Annotated in this window: 20 protein-coding genes, 1 tRNA gene and 1 pseudogene; 14 read left to right on the forward strand and 8 right to left on the reverse strand. The window is 71.1% G+C overall.

Annotation, left to right across the window (positions count from 1 at the left end):
- Nucleotides 1–7: 7 nt before the first annotated feature.
- The 6 genes from ACIOGX_RS05685 (at nt 8) to ACIOGX_RS05710 (ending at nt 8,723) form a co-directional block, all read left to right on the forward strand.
- Nucleotides 8–904, forward strand: coding sequence for an FAD binding domain-containing protein (locus ACIOGX_RS05685; protein WP_356508717.1), 897 nt, complete (start codon nt 8–10; stop codon nt 902–904).
- Nucleotides 901–2,541 carry a 2Fe-2S iron-sulfur cluster-binding protein gene (locus tag ACIOGX_RS05690; protein ID WP_401910647.1) on the forward strand — a complete coding sequence of 547 codons (1,641 nt, stop codon included), beginning with the start codon at nt 901–903 and terminating at the stop codon, nt 2,539–2,541. The genes ACIOGX_RS05685 and ACIOGX_RS05690 overlap by 4 nt, the downstream gene beginning before the upstream one ends.
- On the forward strand, nt 2,538–4,862 hold the full coding sequence (locus tag ACIOGX_RS05695; protein ID WP_356508713.1) for a molybdopterin cofactor-binding domain-containing protein: 2,325 nt from the start codon (nt 2,538–2,540) through the stop codon (nt 4,860–4,862). The genes ACIOGX_RS05690 and ACIOGX_RS05695 overlap by 4 nt, the downstream gene beginning before the upstream one ends.
- 315 nt (nt 4,863–5,177) lie before the next feature.
- A complete protein-coding gene (locus tag ACIOGX_RS05700) occupies nt 5,178–5,621 on the forward strand; it encodes a hypothetical protein (RefSeq protein ID WP_356508711.1) in 444 nt (147 codons plus the stop codon).
- A gap of 13 nt (nt 5,622–5,634) precedes the next feature.
- Nucleotides 5,635–7,995: a hypothetical protein gene (locus ACIOGX_RS05705; protein WP_401910650.1), complete on the forward strand. Its 2,361-nt coding sequence runs from the start codon at nt 5,635–5,637 to the stop codon at nt 7,993–7,995.
- Nucleotides 7,996–8,015: 20 nt separating this feature from the next.
- Nucleotides 8,016–8,723, forward strand: a complete 708-nt coding sequence (locus tag ACIOGX_RS05710; RefSeq protein WP_401910652.1) for a hypothetical protein — start codon at nt 8,016–8,018, stop codon at nt 8,721–8,723.
- Nucleotides 8,724–8,783: 60 nt separating this feature from the next.
- On the opposite strand, the gene ACIOGX_RS05715 is transcribed toward ACIOGX_RS05710, so the two are convergent.
- Nucleotides 8,784–8,858, reverse strand: a tRNA-Cys gene (locus ACIOGX_RS05715).
- 195 nt (nt 8,859–9,053) lie between these two features.
- Between ACIOGX_RS05715 and ACIOGX_RS05720 the strand changes: the two genes are divergently transcribed.
- From ACIOGX_RS05720 to ACIOGX_RS05740, 5 genes are all read left to right on the forward strand, one after another.
- Nucleotides 9,054–10,553 (forward strand): MFS transporter, encoded by a 1,500-nt coding sequence (locus tag ACIOGX_RS05720; protein WP_356508705.1) that lies wholly within the window; start codon nt 9,054–9,056, stop codon nt 10,551–10,553.
- A gap of 133 nt (nt 10,554–10,686) precedes the next feature.
- Nucleotides 10,687–11,562, forward strand: coding sequence for an aldo/keto reductase (locus tag ACIOGX_RS05725; RefSeq protein WP_401910655.1), 876 nt, complete (start codon nt 10,687–10,689; stop codon nt 11,560–11,562).
- 273 nt (nt 11,563–11,835) lie between these two features.
- On the forward strand, nt 11,836–13,623 hold the full coding sequence (locus ACIOGX_RS05730; RefSeq protein WP_356508701.1) for a DEAD/DEAH box helicase: 1,788 nt from the start codon (nt 11,836–11,838) through the stop codon (nt 13,621–13,623).
- A 387-nt stretch (nt 13,624–14,010) separates the two neighbouring features.
- A complete protein-coding gene (locus ACIOGX_RS05735; protein WP_030355108.1) occupies nt 14,011–14,652 on the forward strand; it encodes an IclR family transcriptional regulator in 642 nt (213 codons plus the stop codon).
- A 214-nt stretch (nt 14,653–14,866) separates the two neighbouring features.
- Nucleotides 14,867–15,661: a S16 family serine protease gene (locus ACIOGX_RS05740; RefSeq protein WP_356508697.1), complete on the forward strand. Its 795-nt coding sequence runs from the start codon at nt 14,867–14,869 to the stop codon at nt 15,659–15,661.
- Here the strand turns inward: ACIOGX_RS05740 and ACIOGX_RS05745 are convergent.
- The 4 genes from ACIOGX_RS05745 to ACIOGX_RS05760 form a co-directional block, all read right to left on the reverse strand.
- Nucleotides 15,615–16,943, reverse strand: coding sequence for an MFS transporter (locus ACIOGX_RS05745; protein ID WP_401910660.1), 1,329 nt, complete (start codon nt 16,941–16,943; stop codon nt 15,615–15,617). The two genes, ACIOGX_RS05740 and ACIOGX_RS05745, sit on opposite strands and share 47 nt — an antisense overlap.
- On the reverse strand, nt 16,940–17,149 hold the full coding sequence (locus tag ACIOGX_RS05750; RefSeq protein WP_383966538.1) for a hypothetical protein: 210 nt from the start codon (nt 17,147–17,149) through the stop codon (nt 16,940–16,942). Before ACIOGX_RS05750 ends, ACIOGX_RS05745 begins: the two co-directional genes overlap by 4 nt.
- Nucleotides 17,150–17,161: 12 nt before the next feature.
- Entirely contained in the window at nt 17,162–17,839 is a 678-nt protein-coding gene (locus tag ACIOGX_RS05755; protein WP_401910663.1) for an ArsR/SmtB family transcription factor, read from the reverse strand.
- A 159-nt stretch (nt 17,840–17,998) separates the two neighbouring features.
- Complete coding sequence (locus tag ACIOGX_RS05760) at nt 17,999–18,982, reverse strand: NAD(P)-dependent oxidoreductase (protein WP_401910666.1); 984 nt, start codon at nt 18,980–18,982, stop codon at nt 17,999–18,001.
- 68 nt (nt 18,983–19,050) lie between these two features.
- Here ACIOGX_RS05760 and ACIOGX_RS05765 point away from each other — a divergent pair, with 68 nt between their 5' ends.
- Nucleotides 19,051–19,413 (forward strand): winged helix-turn-helix transcriptional regulator, encoded by a 363-nt coding sequence (locus tag ACIOGX_RS05765; protein ID WP_401767799.1) that lies wholly within the window; start codon nt 19,051–19,053, stop codon nt 19,411–19,413.
- Between the two features lie 91 nt (nt 19,414–19,504).
- Here the strand turns inward: ACIOGX_RS05765 and ACIOGX_RS05770 are convergent.
- Nucleotides 19,505–19,972, reverse strand: a pseudogene (locus tag ACIOGX_RS05770) (Lrp/AsnC family transcriptional regulator); the annotation flags it as partial.
- A gap of 156 nt (nt 19,973–20,128) precedes the next feature.
- On the opposite strand from ACIOGX_RS05770, the gene hppD reads away from it, so the two are divergent.
- A complete protein-coding gene (gene hppD, locus ACIOGX_RS05775) occupies nt 20,129–21,268 on the forward strand; it encodes a 4-hydroxyphenylpyruvate dioxygenase (protein WP_401911975.1) in 1,140 nt (379 codons plus the stop codon).
- Nucleotides 21,269–21,457: 189 nt separating this feature from the next.
- Here hppD and ACIOGX_RS05780 read toward each other — a convergent pair whose 3' ends face one another.
- On the reverse strand, nt 21,458–23,032 hold the full coding sequence (locus ACIOGX_RS05780) for a tetratricopeptide repeat protein (RefSeq protein WP_356508676.1): 1,575 nt from the start codon (nt 23,030–23,032) through the stop codon (nt 21,458–21,460).
- 98 nt (nt 23,033–23,130) lie between these two features.
- Here ACIOGX_RS05780 and ACIOGX_RS05785 point away from each other — a divergent pair, with 98 nt between their 5' ends.
- Nucleotides 23,131–24,498 carry an FAD-binding oxidoreductase gene (locus ACIOGX_RS05785; RefSeq protein ID WP_129769072.1) on the forward strand — a complete coding sequence of 456 codons (1,368 nt, stop codon included), beginning with the start codon at nt 23,131–23,133 and terminating at the stop codon, nt 24,496–24,498.
- A gap of 70 nt (nt 24,499–24,568) precedes the next feature.
- On the opposite strand, the gene ACIOGX_RS05790 is transcribed toward ACIOGX_RS05785, so the two are convergent.
- Nucleotides 24,569–25,045 carry an SsgA family sporulation/cell division regulator gene (locus ACIOGX_RS05790; RefSeq protein ID WP_356508674.1) on the reverse strand — a complete coding sequence of 159 codons (477 nt, stop codon included), beginning with the start codon at nt 25,043–25,045 and terminating at the stop codon, nt 24,569–24,571.
- Nucleotides 25,046–25,219: the final 174 nt, after the last annotated feature.

Here is a 25,219-nt window from a genome sequence, read left to right on the forward strand (position 1 = left end):
AGCTGGGTTGACCACGCACGCACCGCAGACGGCGCAGTTCGTGACGCTGCCGGCCTCGCTCGACGAGGCCGTGGCGGCGCTCACCGCGATGCCTGCCGCCGTGCCCGTCGCGGGTGGAACCGATCTCATGGCGGCCGTCAACAAGGGCCAGCTGCGGCCCGCGGGACTCGTCGGCCTCGGTCGGATCAGCGAGCTGCGCGGCTGGCACTACCAGGACGGTCACGCCCTCCTCGGCGCCGGTCTCACCCACGCGCGCATGGGCAGACCGGACTTCGCGGCCCTCATCCCCGCGCTCGCCGCCTCGGCGCGCGCCGCGGGCCCGCCCCAGATCCGTAACGCCGGGACGCTCGGCGGCAATATCGCCACCGCGGCCCCCACCGGCGACGCGCTGCCCGTGCTCGCCGCGCTGGAGGCCGATCTGGTGATCGGGGGGCCCGGCGGCGCGCGCCGCGAGATCCCCGTCTCGCATCTGCTGGCCGGCCGCGAGATGCTCGCGCCCGCCGAACTCATCGGCTTCGTACGGGTGCCGCTGCTGCACGCCCCCCAGGTCTTCCTCAAGGCGACCGGACGGACGGGGCCCGGCCGGGCCACCGCGTCCGTGGCCGTCGTACTGGACCCGGCGCGGCGCGGGGTGCGGTGCGCGGTCGGCGCGATCGCGCCGATGCCGCTGCGCCCGCTGGAGGCGGAGCGCTGGATCGCCTCACTGATCGACTGGGACGGCGCGCGCGGGCTCGCGCAGGAGGCGCTCGCCGCCTTCGGCGAGTACGTCGCCGCGGCCTGTATCCCGGACCCGCCCGCGCCGGCCGACGGGGGCGACGTGCCCCCGCCGTCGCCCGCCGTACTGCATCTGCGGCGCACGGTCGCCGCACTGGCCCGACGAGCACTGGGGAGGGCGCTGTCGTGACCACCAACGAGAACTCCGGTACCGGCTCGGGGGCCCCCGAGGGCCAGGGCGGCTGGCAGCCGGTCCCGCAGGGCGGGGAGTACGACGGCGAGTCGACCGCCTTCGTGCACCTGCCCCCCGAGGACACCTTCGACGCGCCGCTGGCCGCGCCGGGGCACGGGTACGTACCGCCGCAGATCGTGCCGCCGGCGCAGCTGGACCCGTCGGCGGCCGACGCCCAGGGCGGGGTCCACTGGCCGGACCCGCAGCAGGGCGGAGCACAGGACCACGCGCCGTACGCGCAGGGCGGCTACGTCCAGGGCGGCTACGCGCAGGGCGGTTACGGCCACGGCGGCTACGGACCCGGCGGCGGCTACGACCCGCAGGGCACGGGCCAGTGGAACTTCGGCGACACGGGCGCGGGCGACGGCGGCGGTCACGGGGCGGTCACGGGCGCGGAGCAGACCACGGCGGGGGACACCGCGGGTGCGTCCGAGCTGACCGGTCAGTGGACGATCCCGATCGCCCAGGGTGATCTTCCGGACGAATCCGGCGAGTTCAGTAAATCGGTGCTGGCGTCCCAGTGGAACGGCGGCAGCCCGCCGGCGACCCTGCCGGGCGGCGCCGCCGCGCCGTGGGCGACGGAACCGGCACCGCCCGGCGGAGACGCCGGCGGCTTCGCCGCCCCGGAGAGCGCCGAGGCACCGGGCGTCCAGGGGATCCCGGGCGTCCCGGACGCCGTGGAGCCCGAGCCGTCCGCCCCCCTGCCGGACGCCGTACCGGACCTCGCGTACGAGCCCGGCCAGGGCACTGTGCGGGAGGCGACGCCCGAGGCCGCCCCCGAGGCCGCCCCGGAGATCCCCGCCGGGTCCGAGCACGCTCCCGAGCCCGTGGCGGAGACGGCGCCGGAGCCAGGACCGGAGACCGCGCCGGAGCCAGTACCCGGATCCGGACCCGAATCCGGACCTGAATCCGCGACCGCGCCGGAACCGGAACCCGAGCCCGAACCCGCGCCGCTCACCAGCAGCAACGACAGCGCCGAACACCCCTCCGGCTCCTACGTCCTGCGCGTCAACGGCGCCGACCGCCCCGTCACCGACGCCTGGATCGGCGAGTCGCTCCTGTACGTACTGCGCGAGCGCCTCGGCCTCGCGGGCGCCAAGGACGGCTGCTCCCAGGGCGAATGCGGCGCCTGCAACGTCCAGGTCGACGGGCGGCTCGTCGCCTCCTGCCTCGTCCCCGCCGCCACCGCGGCCGGCTCCGAGGTCCGTACGGTCGAGGGGCTGGCCGCCGACGGCGAACCCTCCGACGTCCAGCGGGCGCTGGCCAAGTGCGGGGCCGTGCAGTGCGGGTTCTGCGTCCCCGGAATGGCCATGACCGTCCACGACCTCCTGGAGGGCAACCACGCCCCCACCGAGCTGGAGACCCGCCAGGCGCTCTGCGGCAACCTCTGCCGCTGCTCGGGCTACCGCGGCGTGCTCGACGCGGTGAGCGAGGTCGTCGCCGGGCGCAGGGCGAGCGCGGAGGCCGCCGCCGCGGCCTCGGAGGAAGCCCGTATCCCGCACCAGGCACCCCCAGGGGCCGGTGGCGTCCAGCCCCCGCACGCCGGCCCGCACCCCACCTCGCACCCGCACTCGCCCGACGGAGGCATGGCGTGAGCAACGACGCGGCCACCGGGACACCGACGCTCGACGGCCCCCAGCAGGAGCCGCCCGCGCACGGCCTCGGCGCATCCCTCCCCCCGGCCGACGCGCGCGCGAAGACCGAGGGCACGTTCCCGTACGCCGCCGACCTGTGGGCCGAGGGCCTGCTGTGGGCGGCGATCCTGCGCTCGCCGCACCCGCACGCCCGCATCGTCTCGATCGACACCGCCGCGGCGGCCGAGATGCCGGGCGTGCGCGCCGTCGTCACGCACGAGGACGTCCCGGGCGACTCGGCGTACGGGAGGCGGATCGCCGACCGCCCCGTGTTCGCCTCCGAGGTCGTACGCCACCACGGCGAGGCGATCGCCGCCGTCGCCGCCGACCACCCCGACACGGCCCGGCTCGCCGCCGCCGCCATCGCCGTCGAGTACGAGGTCCTCGACCCCGTGACCGACCCCGAGAAGGCGTTCGCCGCCGAGCCGCTGCACCCCGACGGCAATCTGATCCGCCATATCCCGCTGCGCTACGGCGATCCGGAGATCACCGGCGAGGTCGTCGTCGAGGGGCTCTATCGCATCGGCCGCCAGGACCCGGCGCCCATCGGCGCCGAGGCGGGCCTCGCCGTACCGAGACCCGACGGCGGCGTCGAGATCTACACCGCCTCCACCGACCCGCACACCGACCGTGATCTGGCCGCCGCCTGCTTCGGCCTGGAGCCCGACCGGGTGAAGGTCGTCGTCACCGGCGTCCCCGGCGCCACCGGCGACCGCGAGGACCCGGGCTTCCAGATCCCGCTCGGCCTGCTCGCGCTGCGCACCGGCTGCCCGGTCAAACTCGCCGCGACCCGCGAGGAGTCCTTCCTCGGCCACGCCCACCGTCACCCCACGCTGCTGCGCTACCGCCACCACGCGGACGCCGAGGGCCGGCTCGTCAAGGTCGAGGCCCAGATCCTGCTGGACGCGGGCGCGTACGCGGACGCCTCGTCCGAGTCCCTGGCGGCGGCGGTCGCCTTCGCCTGCGGCCCCTACGTCGTCCCGCACGCCTTCATCGAGGGCTGGGCCGTCCGCACCAACAACCCGCCCTCCGGCCATGTGCGGGGCGAAGGCGCGATGCAGGTGTGCGCGGCGTACGAGGGCCAGATGGACAAGCTGGCGGCCAAACTGGGCGTGGAACCGGCCGAACTGCGGCTGCGCAACGTCCTGGCCACCGGCGACATCCTGCCCACCAGCCAGACGGTGACCTGCCCGGCCCCCGTGGCCGAACTGCTCCGCTCCGTACGCGACTTCCCGCTGCCCCCGCTCCCCAAGGACACCCCCGAGGCGGCCTGGCTGCTGCCCGGCGGCCCCGAGGGCGCCGGCGAGCCCGGGGCCGTACGCCGGGGCGTCGGCTACGCGCTCGGCATGGTCCACATGCTCGGCGCGGAGGGCGCGGACGAGGTCTCCACGGCCACCGTCAAGGTCCACGACGGCGTGGCCACGGTCATCTGCGCGGCCGTCGAGACCGGCCAGGGCTTCGCCACCCTCGCCCGGCAGATCGTGCAGGAGACGCTGGGCATCGAGGAGGTCCATGTCGCCTCCGTCGACACGGACCAGCCCCCGGCGGGCCCGGCCGCCCACGGCCGGCACACCTGGGTCTCGGGCGGCGCGGTCGAGCGGGCGGCGAAGATGGTCCGTACGCAGCTGCTCCAGCCGCTGGCCCACAAGTTCGGGATGTCCACCGAGCTGCTCCAGATCACGGACGGCAAGATCACCTCGTACGACGGCGTGCTGTCCACGACGGTCACGGAGGCGATGGACGGCAAGGAACTCTGGGCGACGGCCCAGTGCCGCCCCCATCCCACCGAACCCCTCGACGCCTCGGGCCAGGGCGACGCCTTCGTGGGGCTGGCCTTCTGCGCGATCCGCGCGGTCGTGGACGTCGACATCGAGCTGGGGTCGGTCCGGGTCGTGGAGATGGCGGTGGCCCAGGACGTCGGGCGCGTCCTCAACCCGGCGCAGCTGGCCACCCGTATCGAGGCGGGCGTCACGCAGGGCATCGGCACGGCCCTGACGGAGAACCTCCGCACGACCCGCGGTCTGGTCCGCCGTCCCGACCTCACGGGGTACGCGCTTCCGACGTCCCTGGACGCGCCGGACATCCGTATCGTCAAGCTGGTCGAGGAACGCGACGTGGTGGCCCCCTTCGGCGCCAAGCCCGCGAGCGCGGCCCCGGTGGTCACGTCCCCGGCGGCGGTCGCCTCGGCGGTCCGCGCGGCCACGGGCCGGCCCATCAGCCGCTTGCCGATCCGCCCGCAGGCGGCGGTGGCGGCGGTGCCGGCTGTGCCGGCGGGTTCGTAGCGGGTTCGTAGCGGGTTCCGCGGCGGTTTTTCGCGGCGGGGATTCGTCAGTGCGGTTTCGTCGATGCGGTTCGTCGGTGCCGGTTTCGTGAGTGCGGTTCGTAGCGCGGGACTCCGCCGTCGCCCCGCACGCGCCCGCCGAAGCTCGTCCAGGGCAGGAACGGTACGTGACGCCGCCGGTCCGGTCGGTGATCGCGGCTGCGGACCGGCGAGCAACTCGACTCGCCGGTCAACGAGTTGACTTCCCCTTTCTCCGCTGACTTGGATGGCCGTTGACGTGGACGAATGATCCGGTCGGCAGGGGAGGAGCTCGCCCGTGGTGTGGGAAGAGTGGGAGAATCTCAAGGGCGAGGTTTCCGAGGAGAGTTCGGCGCGCATGCGGCTGAACCAGCTGCCCGGCGATCCAGGGCCGACGGGCGGCGGCAGTGGCGGAGGCGCCGCCGACCTCAGCGTGAACCGGGACAGCCTGGGGCGGATCGGCAGTGCGGCCTACGACCTGCACGGCAGGCTCACGGCGGACGGCGGCCATGCCCGCACCAGTACGTCCGACGCGGCGGCGGCGCTGTCGGTCGGCGGCTTCGAAACCGGTCCGGCGATGCGGAAGGTGCACGACACCTGGAACTCGCAGCTGAAGACGCTCGTCGACGCCTGCGCGCATATTTCCAACCACCTCGACTACAGCGCCGCGCAGCATGCCAAGGACGACCAGGACATCGGGACCAGCCTCGGTGTGTCCCGGATCTCCGAGTATTTCAAGTAGTGCTGGAGCGCTCATGCCGACCTTTTATGACGTCTACCACGCCCCGCTGGACAAGCTGAAGACGGCGGCGGACGACTGGGCCGAGATGACCGCCAAGCTGGAGAGGCTCGCCGAGGACGCGCGCACGACGATGGCGGAAAAATCCAAGGACGAATACTGGCGGGGCGCCAATGCCTCGGTCACCAAACCGTTCATCGTCAAGACGGCCAAGGAGTTCGACGACGCGGCGAAGGCGGCCAAGGGGATCGGACTGATCCTGGAGGACGGGTACGCGGCCTTCAAGAAGGCGAAGGACGACCTCGCGAGGATCGTGGACACGGACGCACCGGCACACTTATGCGTGGTCACCGCTTACGGGATGGTGGAGGCGCTGTATCCGCTGGACGACGAGGTTCGTGCCCGCTTCGAAACGGACTACGCGAAGAACTCCCGTGAGCAGCAGGCCAGGATCGAGTCCTTGCAGCGGCGTATCAACGCCCTCGTGGAGACGTGCGACGACGCGGATGTCGCGACGGCCAACGCGCTCAGGGCCAACATCACCGGCGATCAGCACAACTTCAGCGCCCCGAAGTACAAGAGCCTGGACGCGGAGGAGGCCCAGCGCGCCCTCGACCTGGCGAAGAAGGGCACCGACCTCACGCACACGGAGCTTCTGCGGCTCAACGAACTGCTGAACGACAATCACGCGTCCCGGGAGTTCTCCCGGACGTTCTACGACGGTCTTGGCGGCCCGAAGAAGTCACTTGAGTTCTTCGGGCAATTGGCCGGTGATACGTACGAGGGCACCCGGCAGGACAAGGAACGTCTCAAGGACATGCAGAGTCTGCAGAAAAACCTGGGACTCAACCTGGCCACAGCGACCGACCCGGCCGGGAAGAACGATACGTGGTCGAAGAACTGGTCGGACGAGATGCGCAAGCTCGGCGCCGAGCGCATCCCGGTGACCAAGTACGACATGAATCCGCCGTACGGCTATCAGCTGCTCGGCGGAATCATGCGGTACGGGAACTATGACCCGAAGTTCCTCAACCCGATCGCCGAGCACGCGATTCAGCTTCAGCACAAGAACCCCGGCATGTTCGCCGAGACGAAGCCCACGGGCGGCTGGCAGACGAACGGGCTGAACCCGTCGGGGGTGAACGGGGCGGGATACGACCCGGTCGTCAGCATGCTGGAGGCGCTGGGGCACAGCCCGGAGGCGTCGAAGGAGTTCTTCTCTGCCAGGCCGACGGCGTACAACGAGGACGGTTCCGTGAGCGGCGCTTTCGGGCCGGACTTGGGTAAGCAGGACGGCCGCTATGTCTTGGGCTATCTGGACTACTTCGCGAATCAACACTACACGTCGTTCCCCGATACTGACGGTTCCTACGATCCGGACAAGGACAGCAAAACCGCTGCTTTTATGCCCGATGCACTGGGGCACGCTTTGGAGTCGGCGACGCTCGGTTATGCGTGGGACGCCCCGACTTCGAACACGGTCCGTGATGCTACAACTGCGGGAATCATGCAGGATGTCGTGGAGAAATATGGAGCCGATGCCCAATTGCTCAAGCACCAAGAGGTGCTGACGGATAGTCTCGGCCGTATGGGTGCTGGGTATATCGACGACATCAACTGGGCATTGCAGGAGAACCATCGGGAGGGAGTCTTCGCGCCGACCATAAACCCCGATGCGCATGCTCTGTTCAAGTCTGGGGACGCTCGGGGTTTCCTCAGCGCGCTGGGTCAGCACCCTGATGCCTACGCTTCGATCACGGCCGCGGAACGGATTTACACCAGCAGCGTGCTGGAGGCTCAGACTGGCCCCGACGGCAGGGTTGACGAGGGGGCGGCGTGCAAGGCCGTAGGAATCGGAGCCGAGGTGCAGGGCATTCTCGATCAGTCGCGGGGCGACCAGGTCGAGGCCGAGGGTCTGAAGAGACATGAAGATTTCGAGACGGCGCAGGAAAAGCGGTCCAGTTGGCTGGAGTTCGGTGCGACCTCGGTGATCGGTGCCGGGGCCGTGGCCGCTGGTGTGGCGTTCCTGCCGGCCACGGCGGCCGCAGCCGGGGCGGCAGCCGTTCTGGTTCCGCTTGCTATCGATACGGGCAGCGGAACACTGGAACAGATCGCCGGACAGGCTGTCGGTGACTGGTCGGATAATTCGATCGAAAAGAAAAAGGAAGAGATCGAAGAGCTGACCGGAGAGGAGAAGTCGGCCGTATTCGAGTCCGGTGAGGCCAGTGCACTGGCGCCGACGCTGGATTTTATCAGCCGCCACGAGCTCGATCCAGAACACAAATTCAGTGTGGAACTGGAAGAATCCGCAAATCTTGGCTACTTGCGTGGCAATAGTCGAGCGATGCAGCAAGGGCATAGCCCTGAGACCGGCTGAGTGAGAGTGGAGCGGGATCCGTGAAGATATGGAATGCGACGAGGGCGGCAGGTGCGGTGCTGGCTCTCAGCCTTGGTGTCTCGGCGTGCGGTGACGGCAGTGAGGACGAGAGGCCCGCGTTCGCCGGTGCCGAGAAGGTGTGCGATGGAATTCTCTCGGACAATACGGCACGTGCCGTGGAGACCATGGTGGGTGACAAGACCTTCCACGGGACCGGTGACGATGCACTGGAAAATACGGCCTCGGCGATCAAAGAATTTTATGCAGAGGATCCCGGCGGGCGGAAGTATGTTGGGTCCAAGGAATTCTGCGCGTTCTCGGGGCGTATGCGTGAAGCCGGCAGCCTGGAAATCACCTTCGGTATCTACAGGCCGGACGATGTGCTGGGTACTGATCATGCGGAAGATCAGCGTCTGTACCGGCTGGGAAAGCGAGCTTTGGCCGGATCCGAGCGCTCGTATCTGTACTTCGAGTGTGTGAGTCCTCAAATCGACGGTTCGGACGAGCAGCCGGCGCGAATCGATGCCGTCTCAAGGCTTGCGAACGTCGGCAGCTGGGAAGTGGAGGACACCCGCGCCACGCGGGAAGCCCATCTCACCGTCCTGCACGCCGCCGCCCTCGCCGTGGCGAAGGAGCTGGGGTGCGAGAACAATGGAGGGCTGCCGGAGAAGGTAGTCCTGGAGCCGATCGCCGACCCGGTCGAACCGTCGGGCGCGCCCGCGACGTAGCGGTTGAAAGCGGGAAACGGCCGCCCCCGAAATCCCCGGGGGCGGCCGCTTCCGTGTTCCTGGAGGCCGTGGCGGGAATCGAACCCGCGTAACTCGCTTTGCAGGCGAGTCCCTGAACCACTCGGGCACACGGCCGTGCCTTATTTCCTGTTCATGACCGTAGGCCCGTGCCGCGCGGGGCTCAAGGTGTCCGGGCGGGCCGCAACGCGACTGCCACACTCCGTTCATGCTGGGCGGCGGGCCGGCCGGGGGAGGCGTACGTCCAAGGGACCAGATCCGATCAGCCCTACGACAGGGCCGAATCAGGGCTGTGCCCCTTACGCTGAGTCCATGACCGCCCTGGACCCACGCGACGCCGATGTCGCCCCCGCCGACATATCCGCCGTAGCGGACCCCATCATCGAATCCCCGGTCCGCGATCAGGGCGGCGCCCCCGGCCAGGGCGGTGTGCTGGGGCCCGAGCACCGGGCGCTCAGTATCGGCATCGTCTCCGTCGTCCTGCTCATCGCCTTCGAGGCGACCGCCGTCGGTACCGCGATGCCGGTCGCCGCGCGGGAGCTGAACGGGATTCCGCTGTACGCCTTCGCCTTCTCCGCGTACTTCACCACCAGCCTCTTCGCCATGGTGCTCTCCGGCCAGTGGGCCGACCGCAGCGGGCCGCTCGCGCCGCTCGCCACCGGGATCAGCGCCTTCGGCGTCGGGCTGCTGCTGTCGGGGACGGCGGGTTCCATGTGGCTGTTCATCCTCGGCCGCGCCGTCCAGGGCCTCGGTGGCGGGCTGGTCATCGTCGCGCTCTATGTCGTCGTCAGCCGGGCCTACCCGGAGCGGCTGCGGCCCTCGATCATGGCCGCGTTCGCCGCGAGCTGGGTGATCCCCTCCGTCGTCGGGCCGCTCGCCTCCGGCACCGTCACCGAACACCTCGGCTGGCGCTGGGTCTTCATCGGCATCCCGGTCCTGGTCGTGCTGCCGCTGGCGCTCGCGCTGCCCGCGATACGCCGCAAGGCGTCGGGGCCCGCCGATGCCGAGGGGCCCGTCCCTGTCTTCGACCGGCGCCGGATCCGGCTCGCGCTCGGGATCTCGCTGGGCGCGGGGCTGCTCCAGTACGCGGGCCAGGATCTGCGCTGGCTCTCGCTCCTCCCGGCGCTGGCCGGGGTCGCGTTCCTCGTCCCCGCCGTCCTCGGGCTGCTGCCGCACGGCACCTGGCGCGCGGCGCGCGGGCTGCCGTCCGTGGTGCTGCTGCGCGGGGTCGCCGCCGGGGCCTTCATCGCCGCCGAGAGCTTCGTCCCGCTGATGCTCGTCACCCAGCGCGGGCTGTCGCCGACGATGGCCGGCCTCTCGCTCGCGGCGGGCGGCGCGACCTGGGCGCTCGGCTCGTACGTCCAGTCCAGGCCGCGCCTGGAGCCGTACCGCGAGCGGCTGATGGCGGGCGGGATGGTGCTGGTCGCCCTGTCGATCGCGACCGCGCCGAGCGTGCTCATCGAGGCCGTACCGGTGTGGATCGTCGCGGTCGCCTGGGCCTTCGGCTGTCTCGGCATGGGCGCCGTGATCGCCTCCACCAGCGTGCTGCTGCTCAAGCTCTCGGCGCCGGAGGAGGCGGGCGCGAACTCCGCCGCGCTCCAGATCTCCGACGGGCTGTCGAACGTGCTGCTGCTGGCGGCGGGCGGCGCGGCGTTCGCGGCCCTGGGCGGCGGTGCGGTGGGCAGCCACGCGGTCTCGGCCGCGTCCGGCGCCGCGGGATCCCACCCGGCGGCCTTCGCCGCGGTGTTCCTGCCGATGGCGGCGGTGGCGCTGGCCGGGGTGTGGGTGGCGACGCGGGTACGGACCCGCTGAGAATCGATACGGACCCGCTGGGCGTGGATACGGAGCCCTGAGCGCGGATACGGACCTGTTGCGGAATGCCCTCTGCCGCGCTCAACTGCGCTGTTAGCGTTGGCCCCTTGACCGAGGGGGCGGAGACAGAGCGATGACAGCGACCATGTTTCGTATCGGCGGGGACCTGAGCGTACGGCGGCTCGGATTCGGAGCGATGCGGCTGCCGACCGAGCCGGGCCCGGAACGCGAGGCTTCCCTCGGCGTGGCCCGGCGGGCCGTCGAGCTGGGCGTCACACTGATCGACACCGCCCATCTGTACGGCGGGGGAGCCAACGAGGAACTGCTCGCCGAGGCCCTGTACCCCTACGTGGACGGGCTGCTCGTCACGACCAAGGTCGGCGTCGCGCGGTCGGCGGAGACGGGGGAGTGGGGGCTCGACGGGCGGCCGGACGTCCTGCGCGACCAGGTCGAGAACGCCCTTCGCCGGCTGCGGGTCGAGCGGCTCGAACTGCTCCAGCTGCACCGTATCGATCCGGAGGTGCCCCTCGCCGACCAGCTCGGCGCGCTGCGGGAGTTGCAGACCGCGGGCAAGGTCGGCCGGCTCGGGCTCTCCGAGATCACCGTCGCCGAACTCGACCAGGCGCGGGAGATCATCGACGTCGTGTCCGTGCAGAACCGCTACAGCCTGGTCGACCGGGAGCACGAGCCCGTGCTTGTGGCCTGCGAGGCGGCGGGGATCGCGTTCCTGCCGTGGCGGCCCGTCGCCGGAGCCGCGTCGGGCGCGACCGCCGAGTCCGAGGCGATCGCGGGCGTGGCGGACGAACTCGGCGCCACCCCCGCGCAGATCTCCCTCGCCTGGCTCCTCGACCGCTCGCCGGTCATCCTTCCGATCCCGGGGACCGCCCGGATCGACCACCTGGAGGAGAACGTCGCCGCGGCGGACCTCCGCCTGACCCCGGCCCACCACGAGCGCCTCGGCGGGCTCGGAGATCCCGGCCCTCTCGACCGGCCGGCCGCGCAGGCATAGCGAGCACCGGTCCCGGCCGGACAGGCGGCAGCACCCGGCCCGAGCCTCCGTCGGACAGGCGGCAGCACCCGGCCCGGCGGTGGCCCGGCGGCGGCCCGTAGTTGCCGCCGGCAGGCCCAGCGCCCCGTCCCCGCCGCGCGGAATGTGGCGCCCGTCGCACCTGGCCGTCCCCCGCCCCATTTGTACGAGGCGTGCGCCGGGCCACCGGTAGGGTGGCCCGGTTGTCGTACGTACCCCTGCCCGACCCGTCAACCCGCGCCCGAACCGGAGACCGTGACTACTACCGCCTCCTCCCACCACCTCTCACCCGCCTTCCCGGGCCGCGCCCCCTGGGGCACCGCCAACAAGCTGCGTGCCTGGCAGGAGGGTGCGCTCGGCCGCTATCTGGAGCAGCAGCCGCGTGACTTCCTCGCCGTCGCCACCCCCGGAGCGGGGAAGACGACCTTCGCGCTGACGCTCGCCTCCTGGCTGCTGCATCACCATGTCGTCCAGCAGGTGACCGTCGTCGCGCCGACCGAGCACCTCAAGAAGCAGTGGGCGGAGGCCGCCGCGCGGATAGGCATCAAGCTCGACCCCGACTACTCCGCGGGTCCGGTGAGCAAGGAGTACGACGGCGTCGCCATCACCTACGCCGGTGTCGGGGTGCGGCCCATGCTGCACCGCAACCGGTGCGAGCAGCGCAAGACCCTCGTCATCCTCGACGAGATCCACCACGCGGGCGACTCCAAGTCCTGGGGCGAGGCCTGCCTTGAGGCGTTCGAGCCCGCGACCCGGCGGCTCGCGCTGACCGGCACGCCGTTCAGGTCCGACACCAACCCCATCCCCTTCGTGGCGTACGAGGAGGGCAACGACGGCATTCGCCGCTCGGCCGCCGACTACACCTACGGGTACGGCAACGCCCTCGGCGACGGTGTCGTCCGGCCCGTCATCTTCCTCAGCTACAGCGGCAACATGCGCTGGCGCACCAAGGCCGGTGACGAGATCGCGGCCAAGCTCGGCGAGCCCATGACGAAGGACGCCGTCTCGCAGGCGTGGCGCACCGCGCTCGACCCGCGCGGCGACTGGATGCCCAATGTGCTGCGCGCCGCGGACCAGCGGCTGACCGAGGTACGCAAGGGCATCCCGGACGCCGGCGGTCTGGTCATCGCGACCGACCAGGACTCGGCGCGCGCGTACGCCAAGCTCATCCGCGAGATCACCGGTTCGAAGGCGACCGTCGTCCTCTCCGACGACACCGGCGCGTCGAAGCGGATCGACGAGTTCAGTGAGAGCGACGACCGCTGGATGGTCGCGGTCCGGATGGTGTCGGAGGGTGTCGACGTACCGCGCCTGGCCGTCGGCGTGTACGCCACCACCATCTCGACCCCGCTCTTCTTCGCGCAGGCCGTGGGCCGTTTCGTCCGGTCGCGGCGGCGCGGCGAGACCGCGTCCGTCTTCCTGCCCACCATCCCGGGCCTGCTCGGCTTCGCCGCCGAGATGGAGGTCGAGCGCGATCACGTACTCGACAAGCCGAAGAAGACCGGCGAGGAGGACCCGTACGCCGAGTCCGAGAAGGAGATGGCGGAGGCCGAGAAGCAGCAGGACGAGGACACCGGCGAGCAGGACATGCTGCCCTTCGAGGCGCTGGAGTCCGACGCCGTCTTCGACCGGGTGCTCTACGACGGCGCCGAATTCGGCATGCAGGCCCACCCGGGCAGCGAGGAGGAGCGGGACTACCTCGGTATCCCCGGGCTGCTGGAGCCCGACCAGGTGCAACTGCTCCTCCAGAAGCGGCAGGCGAGGCAGATCGCGCACAGCCGCAAGAAGCCGGACGCCGAGGCGGATCTGCTGGAGCTGCCGGCCGAACGTCGGCCCGTGGTCTCCCACAAGGAACTGCTGGAGCTGCGCAAGCAGCTGAACACGATGGTCGGCGCGTACGTCCACCAGAGCGGCAAGCCGCACGGTGTGATCCACACGGAGCTGCGCCGGGTGTGCGGCGGGCCGCCGAGCGCCGAGGCGACGGCGGGGCAGATCCGGGAGCGGATCGCGAAGGTTCAGGAGTGGGCCACCCGGATGCGGTGATCCCGGATGCGGTAATGCCGTGGAGGTTTCCGGCGGGCGCCGTAGCGGAGATCGAAAGAGGTCGTAGCGGTTTTCGTGCGCCGTGAGCGCCGAGGGGTGCCGCGGCGGGGCCGCCGGGTGCGGTGGTGGGGCCTTCGACGGCCGTATTCGTCTCCGAAGCCGTCCGATATGGCACGAATGATCGATCCAGTTCCGCGTTCTGTCGGACTTTGTCCGCGAATAGGGATCAACTCTCTTTCTGTGCCCGGATTCTGGACGAGGTCTTCCGCTGAGCGGTGTCCATGGTTACTGTCCCCGCAATGTAAACGCTCCGTGGCAACTCCGCCGCGTAGTGCAGTCGGTGGTGCCGATGCCCGCCGGCGGCCTCACTCCGAAGGAGAAGGCGTCGTGACCGCGGAGACCTCCCAGACGCTCGACCGGGGACTGCGCGTCCTCAAGCTGCTCGCCGACACCGATCACGGCCTGACCGTCACCGAGTTGTCCAACAAACTCGGGGTGAACAGGACGGTGGTCTACCGGCTGCTCGCCACCCTCGAACAGCACGCCCTGGTCCGCCGCGACCTGGGCGGCCGGGCCCGGGTGGGTCTCGGCGTGCTGCGCCTGGGCCGGCAGGTGCATCCGCTGGTACGGGAGGCCGCCCTGCCCGCCCTGCGCTCGCTCGCCGAGGACATCGGCGCCACCGCGCATCTCACGCTCGTGGACGGGGCGGAGGCGCTGGCCGTCGCGGTCGTCGAACCGACCTGGACCGACTACCACGTCGCCTACCGGGCCGGTTTCCGCCATCCGCTGGACCGGGGCGCGGCGGGCAAGGCCATACTCGCCGCCCGTCAGGCCGCCCTCACCGAACCCCGCTGCACCCTCACCCACGGTGAGCTGGAGGCCGGTGCCAGCGGCGCCGCCGCCGCGCTGATCGGGGTGACCGGGATAGAGGGCAGCGTGGGAGTGGTGATGCTCGCGGACGCCGTACCCGAACGGGTGGGGCCGCGGGTCGTGGACGCGGCCCGCGAAGTGGCGGACGCGCTGCGCTGAGGCCGAGCGGGCGGCGCCGAGGCCGAGCGGGCGACCCGGGAAGGGCGGCCGGGGCCGGGGAAGGGCGGCCGGTACGCCCGGCCCCTCGCGGACCGGACCCGCGTACCGGACCCGCGTACCCGCGTACCGGACCCGCGTACCGTACCCGCGCACCGGACCGGCAGCCGGGACACAGCGTCCCGGGCGGTGGATCGCGCCAGATAGATTGACACCCGTGTTCTCTCGCTTCTCGCGCCCCGGCGCCCTCGCCCTCTGCGCCGTCCCGATCGTCGTGCTGTTCGCCGTGGTCGGGGCCGCTCCGCTGCCGTACTCCGTCGCACAGCCCGGGATGACCGCGGATGTCCTCGGCGCGGACCAGGGCCGGCAGATCATCACGATCAGCGGGGCGCCCACCAGGAAGACCGAGGGGCAGCTGCGGATGACGACCATCGTGGCGACCGGCCCCTCGGCCGATGTCGACTTCGGCGATGTGGTCGAGGGCTGGTTCCGTACGGACCGCGCCGTGCTGCCGCGCGAAGCGGTCTACCCGTCGGGGCAGTCCGACAAGGAGATCGAGCGGCACAACACCCACGACATGGTGGAGTCCCAGAACTCCGCGACCGAGGCGGCCCTGGGCCTGCTCGGCAAGGACCCGAAGACCGTCGACGTCCGCCTCCATCTCGCCGACGTCGGCGGCCCCAGCGCCGGGCTGCTCTTCGCCCTCGGCATCGTCGACAAACTCGACGGCGACGGCTCGGGCGGCGATCTGACCGGCGGTCGCAAGATCGCGGGTACGGGCACGATCAGCGCCGACGGCAAGGTCGGCGCGGTCGGCGGGGTGTCCCTGAAGACCCAGGCCGCGGGGCGCGACGGGGCCACGGTCTTCCTCGTCCCGAAGGCGGAGTGCGGGGACGCCGGGACCGAGCTGCCGAAGGGGATGCGGCTGATCCCGGTCACCACGCTGAATGGCGCGGTGTCGGCGCTCAAGGCGCTGGAGCGGGGCGAGACGGGTCGGGTGCCGAGCTGCTGAGGCCCTTGACCGCGTCGTCTTTCGCCCGCTCCGGGATGCGTTCCATGGTGCGCCAGGCGGGGAAGACCAGCGGGCTCAGCGTCGCCAGGAGATAGACGCCGCCGACGGCGAGCAGCGTGGTGCTCAGCCCCGCGCGTTCGACCAGGAGGCCCGCGACCAGACCGCCGAGCGGCATGGTCAGTTCGACTCCCGCCGTGGTCACACTGGACACCCGGCTGCGCAGCCCGTCCGGCACGCGCTCGTACATGACCGTGGTGAGGATCGGGTTCAGTACGCCGGCCGCCAGTCCGCCCGCGGCCATCGTCACGGCCAGTGGGACGGTCCCGTCCGTGAGCGCCGCCACGGTGAACTTCGGTGCCCCGCAGAGCAGGAAGGCGCCCGCGAACACGACGCGGCGCGGGAAGCGTTCGCCGTACGCCCCGTACAGCAGGGCCCCCAGCAGCGCCGCCCCGCCGAACAGCGCGGTGAGCAGTCCGAGACTGGCCGACCCGCCCAGCTCCTGCCGGGCATGGACCGGGAGCAGGACCGAACTCCAGCTCTGGTCCAGGCCGTTGGTGATCATCACCATCACCGTGATGCCGAGCAGCAGCCGCGTACGGAGCAGGAAGGCATAGCCCTCGCGGAGTTCGGTGCGGTACGTCGCGAGGGAGACCGGGGTCTCACGCTGTGGCTCAGCGGCGCGTACCCCCCGTATTCCGGTGGCTATCAGCGCCGCCGACGCCACGAAGGTCACGGCGTCCAGCAGCAGGACCGCCTCCGCGCCGACGACCGCGATCAGCAGTCCGGCGAGCGCGGCGCCGATCATCCGCGCGCCGCGCGAGGCCGCGTCGTACAGACTCGCGGCGCGCGGCAGGGTCGTCCCGGCGCGTTCGGCGAGGTCCGGCAGGAGGACGTAGCGGGCGGTGATCCCCGGCGAGTGGACAAGGCCGCTGACGGCCATCAGCGCGCACAGCATCCAGAACTCCAGCACGCCCGCGAAGTGCAGGAGCGGGACCGCCGCCACGGCGAGTCCGCAGATCAGGTCGGAGGCGACGGAGATCCGCCGCCGTCCGAGCCGGTCGATGACCGGACCGCCGACGATGGCGGAGACGACGACCGGCAGCGTCGCGCAGAAGGCGACGAACCCGGCTCTGGCCGGGCTGCCGGTGGTCTGGAGAGCGAACCAGGGCACCCCGATCAGGGTGAGTGAACTCCCGGCGATGGAGATGGTGTTGGCGGCGAGGGTGGCGGCGAAAGGGCGCCGGTCGGCAGTGCCGCGTCCGGTGTCGGCCGTCGCCGTCATGCGGCGTACGGGCGCACGAGCCGACGCCGGGGCGCCGTCGGCCGGCCGACGAGGCGCAGCCCCAACTCGACCAGGGACCAGCCGAGTCGGGTACGGAGGTTCGCGCGCGGCGGACGGAGCCGGAACTCGGCGGCCTCGTGGTGCAGTTCGGCGGCGCGCAGGGCGTGCAGCCGGAGATGTATGTCGGGGTGCGCGGCGGGGTGCACGGCGGGTCTCCTTCAGCTTCTGTCGGTGGAACCGGTGCGGGGGAAGGAATGCAGATGGATGCGGACCTGCGGGGCTTCCCCGTCGCCGGGACCGGCCGAGCGGTACCTCTCGACGACCTCGTGCAGCTTCTCGTTCATCTCGTGCAGCTGCTCGGCGGTCAGACGCAGGGTGAAGTCGCTGAGGTCCGCGGAGTTCGACCACTCCCTGGGCCAGTCACTCGCGGTCCCCAGCCAGGTGGCGAGCTCCTGGGTGTGGATGGTGGCCACCTCGTGCAGGAAGAGGTCGACCGCGCCGCGTACCGCCGGGTTGCTGTCGGTGTGCAGATCGGGGCTGAAGGTCGTGCCCTCGTCGGTGGCCCTCCACCACCGCTCGCGGCCCTTTCCCCGCGTCGGGTCGTCCTCGACGAAACCGTGCGCGGCGAGCTGGCGCAGGTGATAGCTGGTGGCGCCGCTGGACTCGCCCAGCTGCTCGGCGAGCTGGGAGGCGGTGCCGGGGCCGTCGTGGCGGAGGGTGCTCAGCAGCCGCATCCGCAAGGGGTGGGCCAGACCGCGGAGCGAGCGCGCGTCGAGGGTGCGCTGCTTGGGGTTCGTGGGCCACGGCCGCTGCTGCGGCCGGGATTCTGCCGGCTCAACGGGCTCCGCGGGTGCTTCGGTTTCTAGGTGCTCTTCGGGCTCTTCGGGCTCGGGCATGCCTCTACCGTAGACATGCAAAGGCTTCTTTGCAACATGTCCTTTGCAAGGAAGTCTTTGCATGACTACGTTCTTGATCCCGGCCCGGCCCTGCTCGTCCGGCGGGAGGCGTCAGCCGTTGCCGTCGGGCGTCAGGTGTCAGGTGTCAGGTGTCAGGTGTCAGGCGTCGGACATCAGCAGATCGACGATCCCCGTGACGCCCTCCGTCCCATGACCACCCTCCAGCCGCCGCTTCATCAGGTCGAAGTACGGGGTCAGCAGCTCGGGGCTCACCCCCTGCTCGTGTGCCGTCCCCACGAAGGTCGGGATCCCGGCGACCTGCATCGCCAGGTTGGAGGCGACGTCCGACGCGTAGTCGCCGCTCCCCAGCTGCTCGGCGACCTGCTCGATCACCGGGGCCATCGACGTCAGCCAGTCGCTCAGCAGTGGCGTGAACTCCTTCAGCGAGATGTCCGCCTCCCCGCGCACCAGCGCGAAGGCCTGCGTGACGCCCGCGAGCATGCCGTACATCCCGCTCAGCAGCGCCACGTCCTGGAGGGCTGCATGGCCGGCGTTCTCGCCGACGTAACGTGTGCCGGCCGGGACCGCCAGAGCAGCCCTGTGCGTCTCGAAGAGTCCGTGCGAGCCGCTGTAGAAGACATAGCCGCCCGCCTCGGGAACCCCGATCATCGGCGGTACGGCCATGATCCCGCCGCTGAGGAAGCGGGCCCCGCGCGCCACGGCCCACTCGCCCCGCGCCCGTGCCTGGGCCGGGGTCCCGGTGGTGACGTCCACCAGGTCCTTGCCGGTCAGGTCGGTACCCTCCAGCGCCGCCCCGACCGAGGCGTCGTCCAGCAGGCAGGTGACGACCAGCGCGTTCGCGGCCACCGCCTCGGCGGCGCTCGCGGCGGCCGTGGCGCCCTCGGCCACCAGGGCATCGGCCCGGCCCGGCGTCCGGTTCCAGACGGTCACGGAGTATCCGGCGGCGAGCCAGGCACGGGCGAAGGCCGTCCCCATGGCTCCGAGCCCGAGCAGCGAGAGGGAACGGGAAGAAGAAGAGGGAGAGGAAGAAGAGGAAGAGGGGGGGAAAGAGGAAGAGGAAAGAGCGTCAGAAACGTTGTCGGTCATGACGAATAAGCTGGTCGATGGCGCGGGGGCCAACAAGTACGCACTCCGAAGTGGGTGGTTCCCCCGAGGTATGTGACCAGGTCGGAGAGAGGGGGGCGAGGACGATGGCGACCGTGGGCAGGCCGGGCGCGCCCGACGCGTATCACTGCGGGATCGACGCGGCCATGGATGTGATCGGCGGAAAGTGGAAGGTGCTGATCCTCTGGGCGCTGGACGAGAGCCCGCGCCGCTTCGGCGAGCTTCGCCGGATGCTCCCCGGTGTCACGGAGAAGGTCCTCACCAGCCAGCTGCGTGAGCTGGAGACGCACGGCATCGTCTCCCGTGAGGTGTACGACGAGATCCCGCCGCGCGTCGAGTACGCGCTGACCCCGCGCGGTGTCGCCCTGGGGGCCGCCCTCCAGCCGCTCGGCCTGTGGGGACGGGAACACGTCCTGGGGAAGGCCCCGCGAAGCGCTACGCCTTCTTGACGAACCCTTCCCCGGAGGCGCCCCCGGCCGAACCCCCGGCGCCCCCGGCGGAACCCACTGCCGCGCCTCCGGCGCCTCCGCCGCCCTCGGCGGAATCCTCGGCCGCCTGCTCCACCAGCGGGATGATCCGCAGCGGTACGGGGTTCTCCATGACGATCGCCGTGGCGGCCCGCACGATGCCGGCGAAACCGACGACCAGGTCGATCACCCGTTGCAGATCGGCGTTGGAACGGGCCACGAGACGGCAGAGCATGTCTCCCTGACCCGTGATGGTGAGCAGTTCGAGCACCTCGGGGACGGTCGTCAGATGGGCCCGTACATCGGCGCCCTGCCCCTGCTTGATCTCCAGCGTGGCGAAGGCGGTGACGGGGTAGCCGAGGGCGGCCGGATCCACGGTCGGGCCGAAACCCTTGATCACCCCGTTCGACTGAAGCCGGTCGAGCCGTGCCTGCACCGTGCCGCGGGCCACCCCGAGCCGCCGCGATGCCTCCAGCACCCCGATCCTGGGCTCCCGCGCGAGCAGCACGATCAGCCGGCCGTCGAGTCCGTCGATGCTCATGGTCCGCTCCCCAAGCCGTTGCCGAATCAAACGTAGTCATACTGTGCAGATAGCCTCGCCATTCTGGGCATCCGGTCTACATATTGACCAGCGAATCACCGAACTGTTGCGCACCTTGTGGAACGGCGGGAAGGTGAGGCCATGGCTGACACCTCGATGCACATCGACACCGCTCCCCACACCGCGCGCGAGGCCGACCCCTTCCCGGTCAAGGGAATGGACGCGGTCGTCTTCGCCGTCGGCAACGCCAAGCAGGCCGCGCACTACTACTCCACGGCCTTCGGCATGAAGCTCGTCGCCTACTCCGGACCGGAGAACGGCAGCCGCGAGACCGCGAGTTACGTCCTCACCAACGGGGCGGCCCGCTTCGTCCTGACGTCCGTCATCAAGCCGTCCACCGAGTGGGGCCGCTTCCTCACGGACCATGTCGCCGAGCACGGCGACGGCGTGGTCGACCTCGCGATCGAGGTGCCGGACGCGCGGGCGGCCTACGCGTACGCCACCGAGCACGGCGCCCGCGGCCTCCAGGAGCCGTACGAGATCAAGGACGAGCACGGCACGGTCGTCCTCGCCGCGATCGCCACGTACGGCAGGACCCGCCACACCCTCGTCGAACGCTCCGGCTACGACGGGCCGTACCTGCCGGGCTTCACCACCGCGACCCCGATCGTCGAGCCCGCCGCCAAGCGCACCTTCCAGGCCATCGACCACTGCGTGGGCAATGTCGAGCTCGGGAAGATGAACGAGTGGGTCGGCTTCTACAACAAGGTCATGGGCTTCACGAACATGAAGGAGTTCGTGGGCGACGACATCGCCACCGAGTACTCCGCGCTCATGTCGAAGGTCGTCGCCGACGGCACGCTCAAGGTGAAGTTCCCGATCAACGAGCCCGCGATCGCCAAGAAGAAGTCGCAGATCGACGAGTATCTGGAGTTCTACGGCGGGGCCGGCGTCCAGCACATCGCGCTCGCCACGAACGACATCGTCGGGTCCGTACGGGCGATGCGGGCGGCGGGCGTGCAGTTCCTCGACACCCCCGACTCGTACTACGACACGCTCGGCGAGTGGGCGGGCGAGACGCGGGTGCCCGTGGAGACGCTGCGTGAGCTGAAGATCCTGGTGGACCGCGACGAGGACGGGTATCTGTTGCAGATCTTCACCAAGCCCGTCCAGGACCGGCCGACCGTCTTCTTCGAGATGATCGAGCGCCATGGCTCGATGGGCTTCGGCAAGGGCAACTTCAAGGCGCTCTTCGAGGCGATCGAGCGCGAGCAGGAGAAGCGCGGCAACCTCTGATCCGACGGAACGATCTGTCCGACGGCCGATCCGGCGGAGTGCCTGACGCCTGACGCCTGACGCCTGACGCCTGATGCGTGATGCGTGACGCCTGATGCGTGACGCGTGCCGGGGAGCGGTACATCCCCGGCACGCGCCCGGACTTCAGGCCGCGCGATCTCAGGCCGCGTCCTCGCGGACCCGCGGATCTCAGACCTGCGGCGGCGGCGCCGGCTCTCTGCGCTCCAGCGTGGGCTTCTCGGGCCCCGAGCCGTAGAAGTCCTTCGGCCCGCCCTCCTCCGGTTCGCCGAGCGCGTCCAGCGCCTCCCGGGCCTGCGGCGCCAGCAGCGGCGAGAACTGCGGATCGGTCCGCAGGGCCTCCTCGATATGGCGGCGGGCCGCGCCGTACATCCCCAACGACCGCTCGATCTCCCCGCGGTGGTACGAGAACAGCGCGCTCCGCCGTCCCGGCTCGGTGGCCTTCGTCGCGTACGCCAGCGCCTCGCGCCCCTGGCCCGCCCGGTACAGCGCCCAGCCCAGCGCGTCCGCGACCTCCATGTTCCGGTGCGACTGCGCCCACTCCGCACGCAGCCGCGCGACCGCCGCCTTCGGATCGCCGTGGTCGGCCTCGAAGCGGCCGAGGACCAGCTCCTCGTTCACCCCGTGCCCCTGCGCACGCTCGGCGCGTTCCCGCAGCGTCTCGTACTGCGTCTGCGCATCCCCGTCCAGCCCCAGCGAGTCGTACAACTCGCCCAGGTCCAGGGCGTATTCGGGCCGGGGCAGCTTGGCGAGCGCCGTCTGGTACTCGCGCGTCGCCTCGTCCGCCCTGCCCATCGAGGCGAGCGCCCTCGCGCGCCCGGCCAGCGACTGGGCCCGGCCGCGCGCCGCCGTCAGCGCCGCCTCGTAATGGCCCAGCGCCTCGGTCGGCTCGCCCCGCTCCAGGGCCAGCTCGCCCAGCGTGTCCAGCGCCTTCGCGCGCTCCGCGGGCGATCCGGCGCGCGCCGCCGCGTCGGTGGCCTTGGCCACCGCGTCCTCGCTCCGGCCGCGGTCGCGGTACACCTCGGCGGCGCGGATCAGTACCGGCGCCCCCGAGTGCAGGGCGCGCAGCTTCTCCAGCGCCCTGCCCGCCGCCTTGTAGTCGCCCAGGCCGGTGTACGCGTCGATCAGCACCGGATACGACGTCCATGCCTCGGGCCGCTGCGTCCGCACCGACTCGCCCCACCGCCTGGCGGCCACGTAGTCATGGCGGGCGTTGGCCAGCGAGGCGAGCCCCATCAGCGCCTCCGGGTTGCCCGCCCTGCTGCCCTTGCCGGGCTTGCCGTCCTCCGCGCCCCTCCCGTCCTTGCCGGTTCCGGATCCGGACCCGGCCCCTGACTCGGACGCGGATCCGGAACCGGCGCCCCGCGCCTGCCCCTCGCCCGGCCCGCCCGGCTGCACCGCCAGCGACCGCTGGAGCGCCCGGTCGGCCTTCGGGTAGTAGGCCGGATCCGCCGCCGCGACCCCGCGCTCCACATACGCCGAGCCGAGCACCGCCCACGCCTGTCCGTCCTCGGGGTGTGTCCGCAGCCAGTTCTCCCGCTCGCGGATGAGCGCGGTCAGATCCGACAGCGCGGCCGGTGCCCCCACGCCCACCGCGGCCCGCGCCCGCGCCTCGGGGCCCTGCTCGGGCGCCCGGTCCTCGTCGGGGACGAACAGCAGTACGCCCCCGACCAGCACCGCCCCCACGCCGACGGCCAGCGCCGCCCTTCTGACCTGTCTGACCTGCTCCGTTTTCATGGCGTTCATGGCGATTACTGTGCGTCAATATGAAGAGCACACCCCGACTTGCCGTGGTGGATCGCAGACGGGTTCACACCGATGGCCCCGGATGCGAGTCTGGGATCATGGACGATCTCCTCGCACAGCTGCGGGCGGGGCTCCCCGCCGAAGCCCTGATCACCGATCCCGACGTCACGGCCTCCTACGCCAACGACATGGCGAGCTTCTGCGAGGCGGGCACGCCCTCCGTGGTGGTGCTGCCGCGCACGGTCGAACACGTCCAGCACGTGATGCGCACGGCCACCGCGCTGCGCGTCCCCGTCGTGCCGCAGGGGGCCCGTACGGGGCTGTCGGGCGCCGCGAACGCCTCGGACGGGTGCATCGTCCTCTCCCTGACGAAAATGGACCGGATCCTGGAGATCAACCCCGTCGACCGGATCGCCGTCGTCGAGCCGGGGGTCATCAACGCGACGCTCTCCCGCGCCGTCGGTGAGCAGGGCCTCTACTACCCGCCGGACCCGTCCAGCTGGGAGATGTGCACCATCGGCGGCAACATCGGCACCGCCTCCGGCGGACTGTGCTGCGTCAAGTACGGAGTCACCGCGGAGTACGTCCTCGGCCTGGACGTCGTCCTCGCCGACGGCCGGCTCCTGACCACCGGCCGTCGCACCGCCAAGGGCGTCGCCGGCTACGACCTGACCCGGCTCTTCGTCGGCTCGGAGGGCAGTCTCGGCATCGTCGTCAAGGCCGTACTCGCTCTCAGGCCGCAGCCGCCCCAGCAGCTCGTGCTGGCCGCCGAGTTCGCCTCCGCTGCCGCCGCCTGCGACGCCGTCTGCCGGATCATGGAGCGCGGCCACACCCCGTCCCTCCTCGAACTCATGGACCGTACGACCATCCGCGCCGTCAACGCGATGGCCAACATGGGCCTCCCCGACACCACCGAGGCGCTGCTGCTCGCGGCCTTCGACACCCCCGACCCCGCGGCCGATCTGGCCGCCGTGGGCGAGCTGTGCACGGCGGCCGGTGCCACCGATGTGGTCCCCGCCGAGGACGCCGCCGAGTCGGAACTGCTGCTCCAGGCCCGCCGTCTGTCGCTCACCGCGCTGGAGACCGTCAAGTCGGCCACGATGATCGACGACGTCTGCGTGCCCCGCTCGCGCCTCGCCGAGATGCTGGACGGCACGTCGGCCATCGCCGAGAAGTACGGCCTGACCATCGGCGTCTGCGCCCACGCGGGCGACGGCAACACCCACCCCGTCGTCTGCTTCGACCAGGCCGACCCGGACGAGTCACGGCGGGCCCGGGAATCCTTCGACGAGATCATGGCGCTCGGTCTCGAACTCGGCGGCACGATCACCGGCGAACACGGCGTCGGCACCCTCAAGAAGGAGTGGCTGTCGCGCGAGCTGGGGCCGGTGGGCCTGGAGTTGCAGCGGGGCATCAAGCGGACGTTCGACCCGCTGGGCCTGCTCAACCCGGGGAAGCTCTTCTAGGACGTGTTGCGACAGTAGCGCCGTCCACCCGCAGGGCGTCGCCAGACGGGCGGGACGTGACGGACACGCCCTAGGCCTCGTCGTCCACGGACCCGTCCGAGGGCCATGGGTCCCGCAGCCACAGATCGTCGGCCGGTGTCGGGGTCAGCAGCGCGGCCAGCCCGTCGTCGAGGCCGAGCTGCTCGGACTCCGTACCCGGTGGCACGATCCGCAGCGTCCGCTCCAGCCACGCGGACACCGCCCCGCAGGGCGCCTCGAGCAGCGCGTCGCCGTCGGGCGAGGAGAGGGCGACACACAGGACGGTGCGCCCGCCGACCTTCGTCGGCCAGATCCGTACATCGCCCTGCCCGCAGGGCCTGAACACCCCTTCCACCAGCAGCTCGCGGGCGAAGGTCCAGTGCACGGGGGTGTCCGAGCCGATGTGGAAGGTGATGTGCACGGCGTACGGATCGTCCGTGCGGTAGGTCAGCCGGGCCGGGACGGGGACGCCGCGCTCGGGCGACAGCACCAGATTCAGTTCCAGTTCGCGTTCCACCACGGTGTGCATGAGCGGCACTTCCTTTCCTGGCGAGTGGCCCGATGCGGGGGCCGTACCAGTCGAGAGGTGCTACCACGCCGACTATGACGCGACTTTCGGCGATAAGTTTCCGGGACTTCCGACACACACGTCCCGGGCAGGGCCCGGACGGTGGCTGGACGTGGCCGGACGGTGGCCGGACGC

Origin of the sequence: Streptomyces sp. NPDC088147, from assembly GCF_044741565.1 — a bacterium.
Taxonomy (GTDB): Bacteria; Actinomycetota; Actinomycetes; order Streptomycetales; family Streptomycetaceae; genus Streptomyces.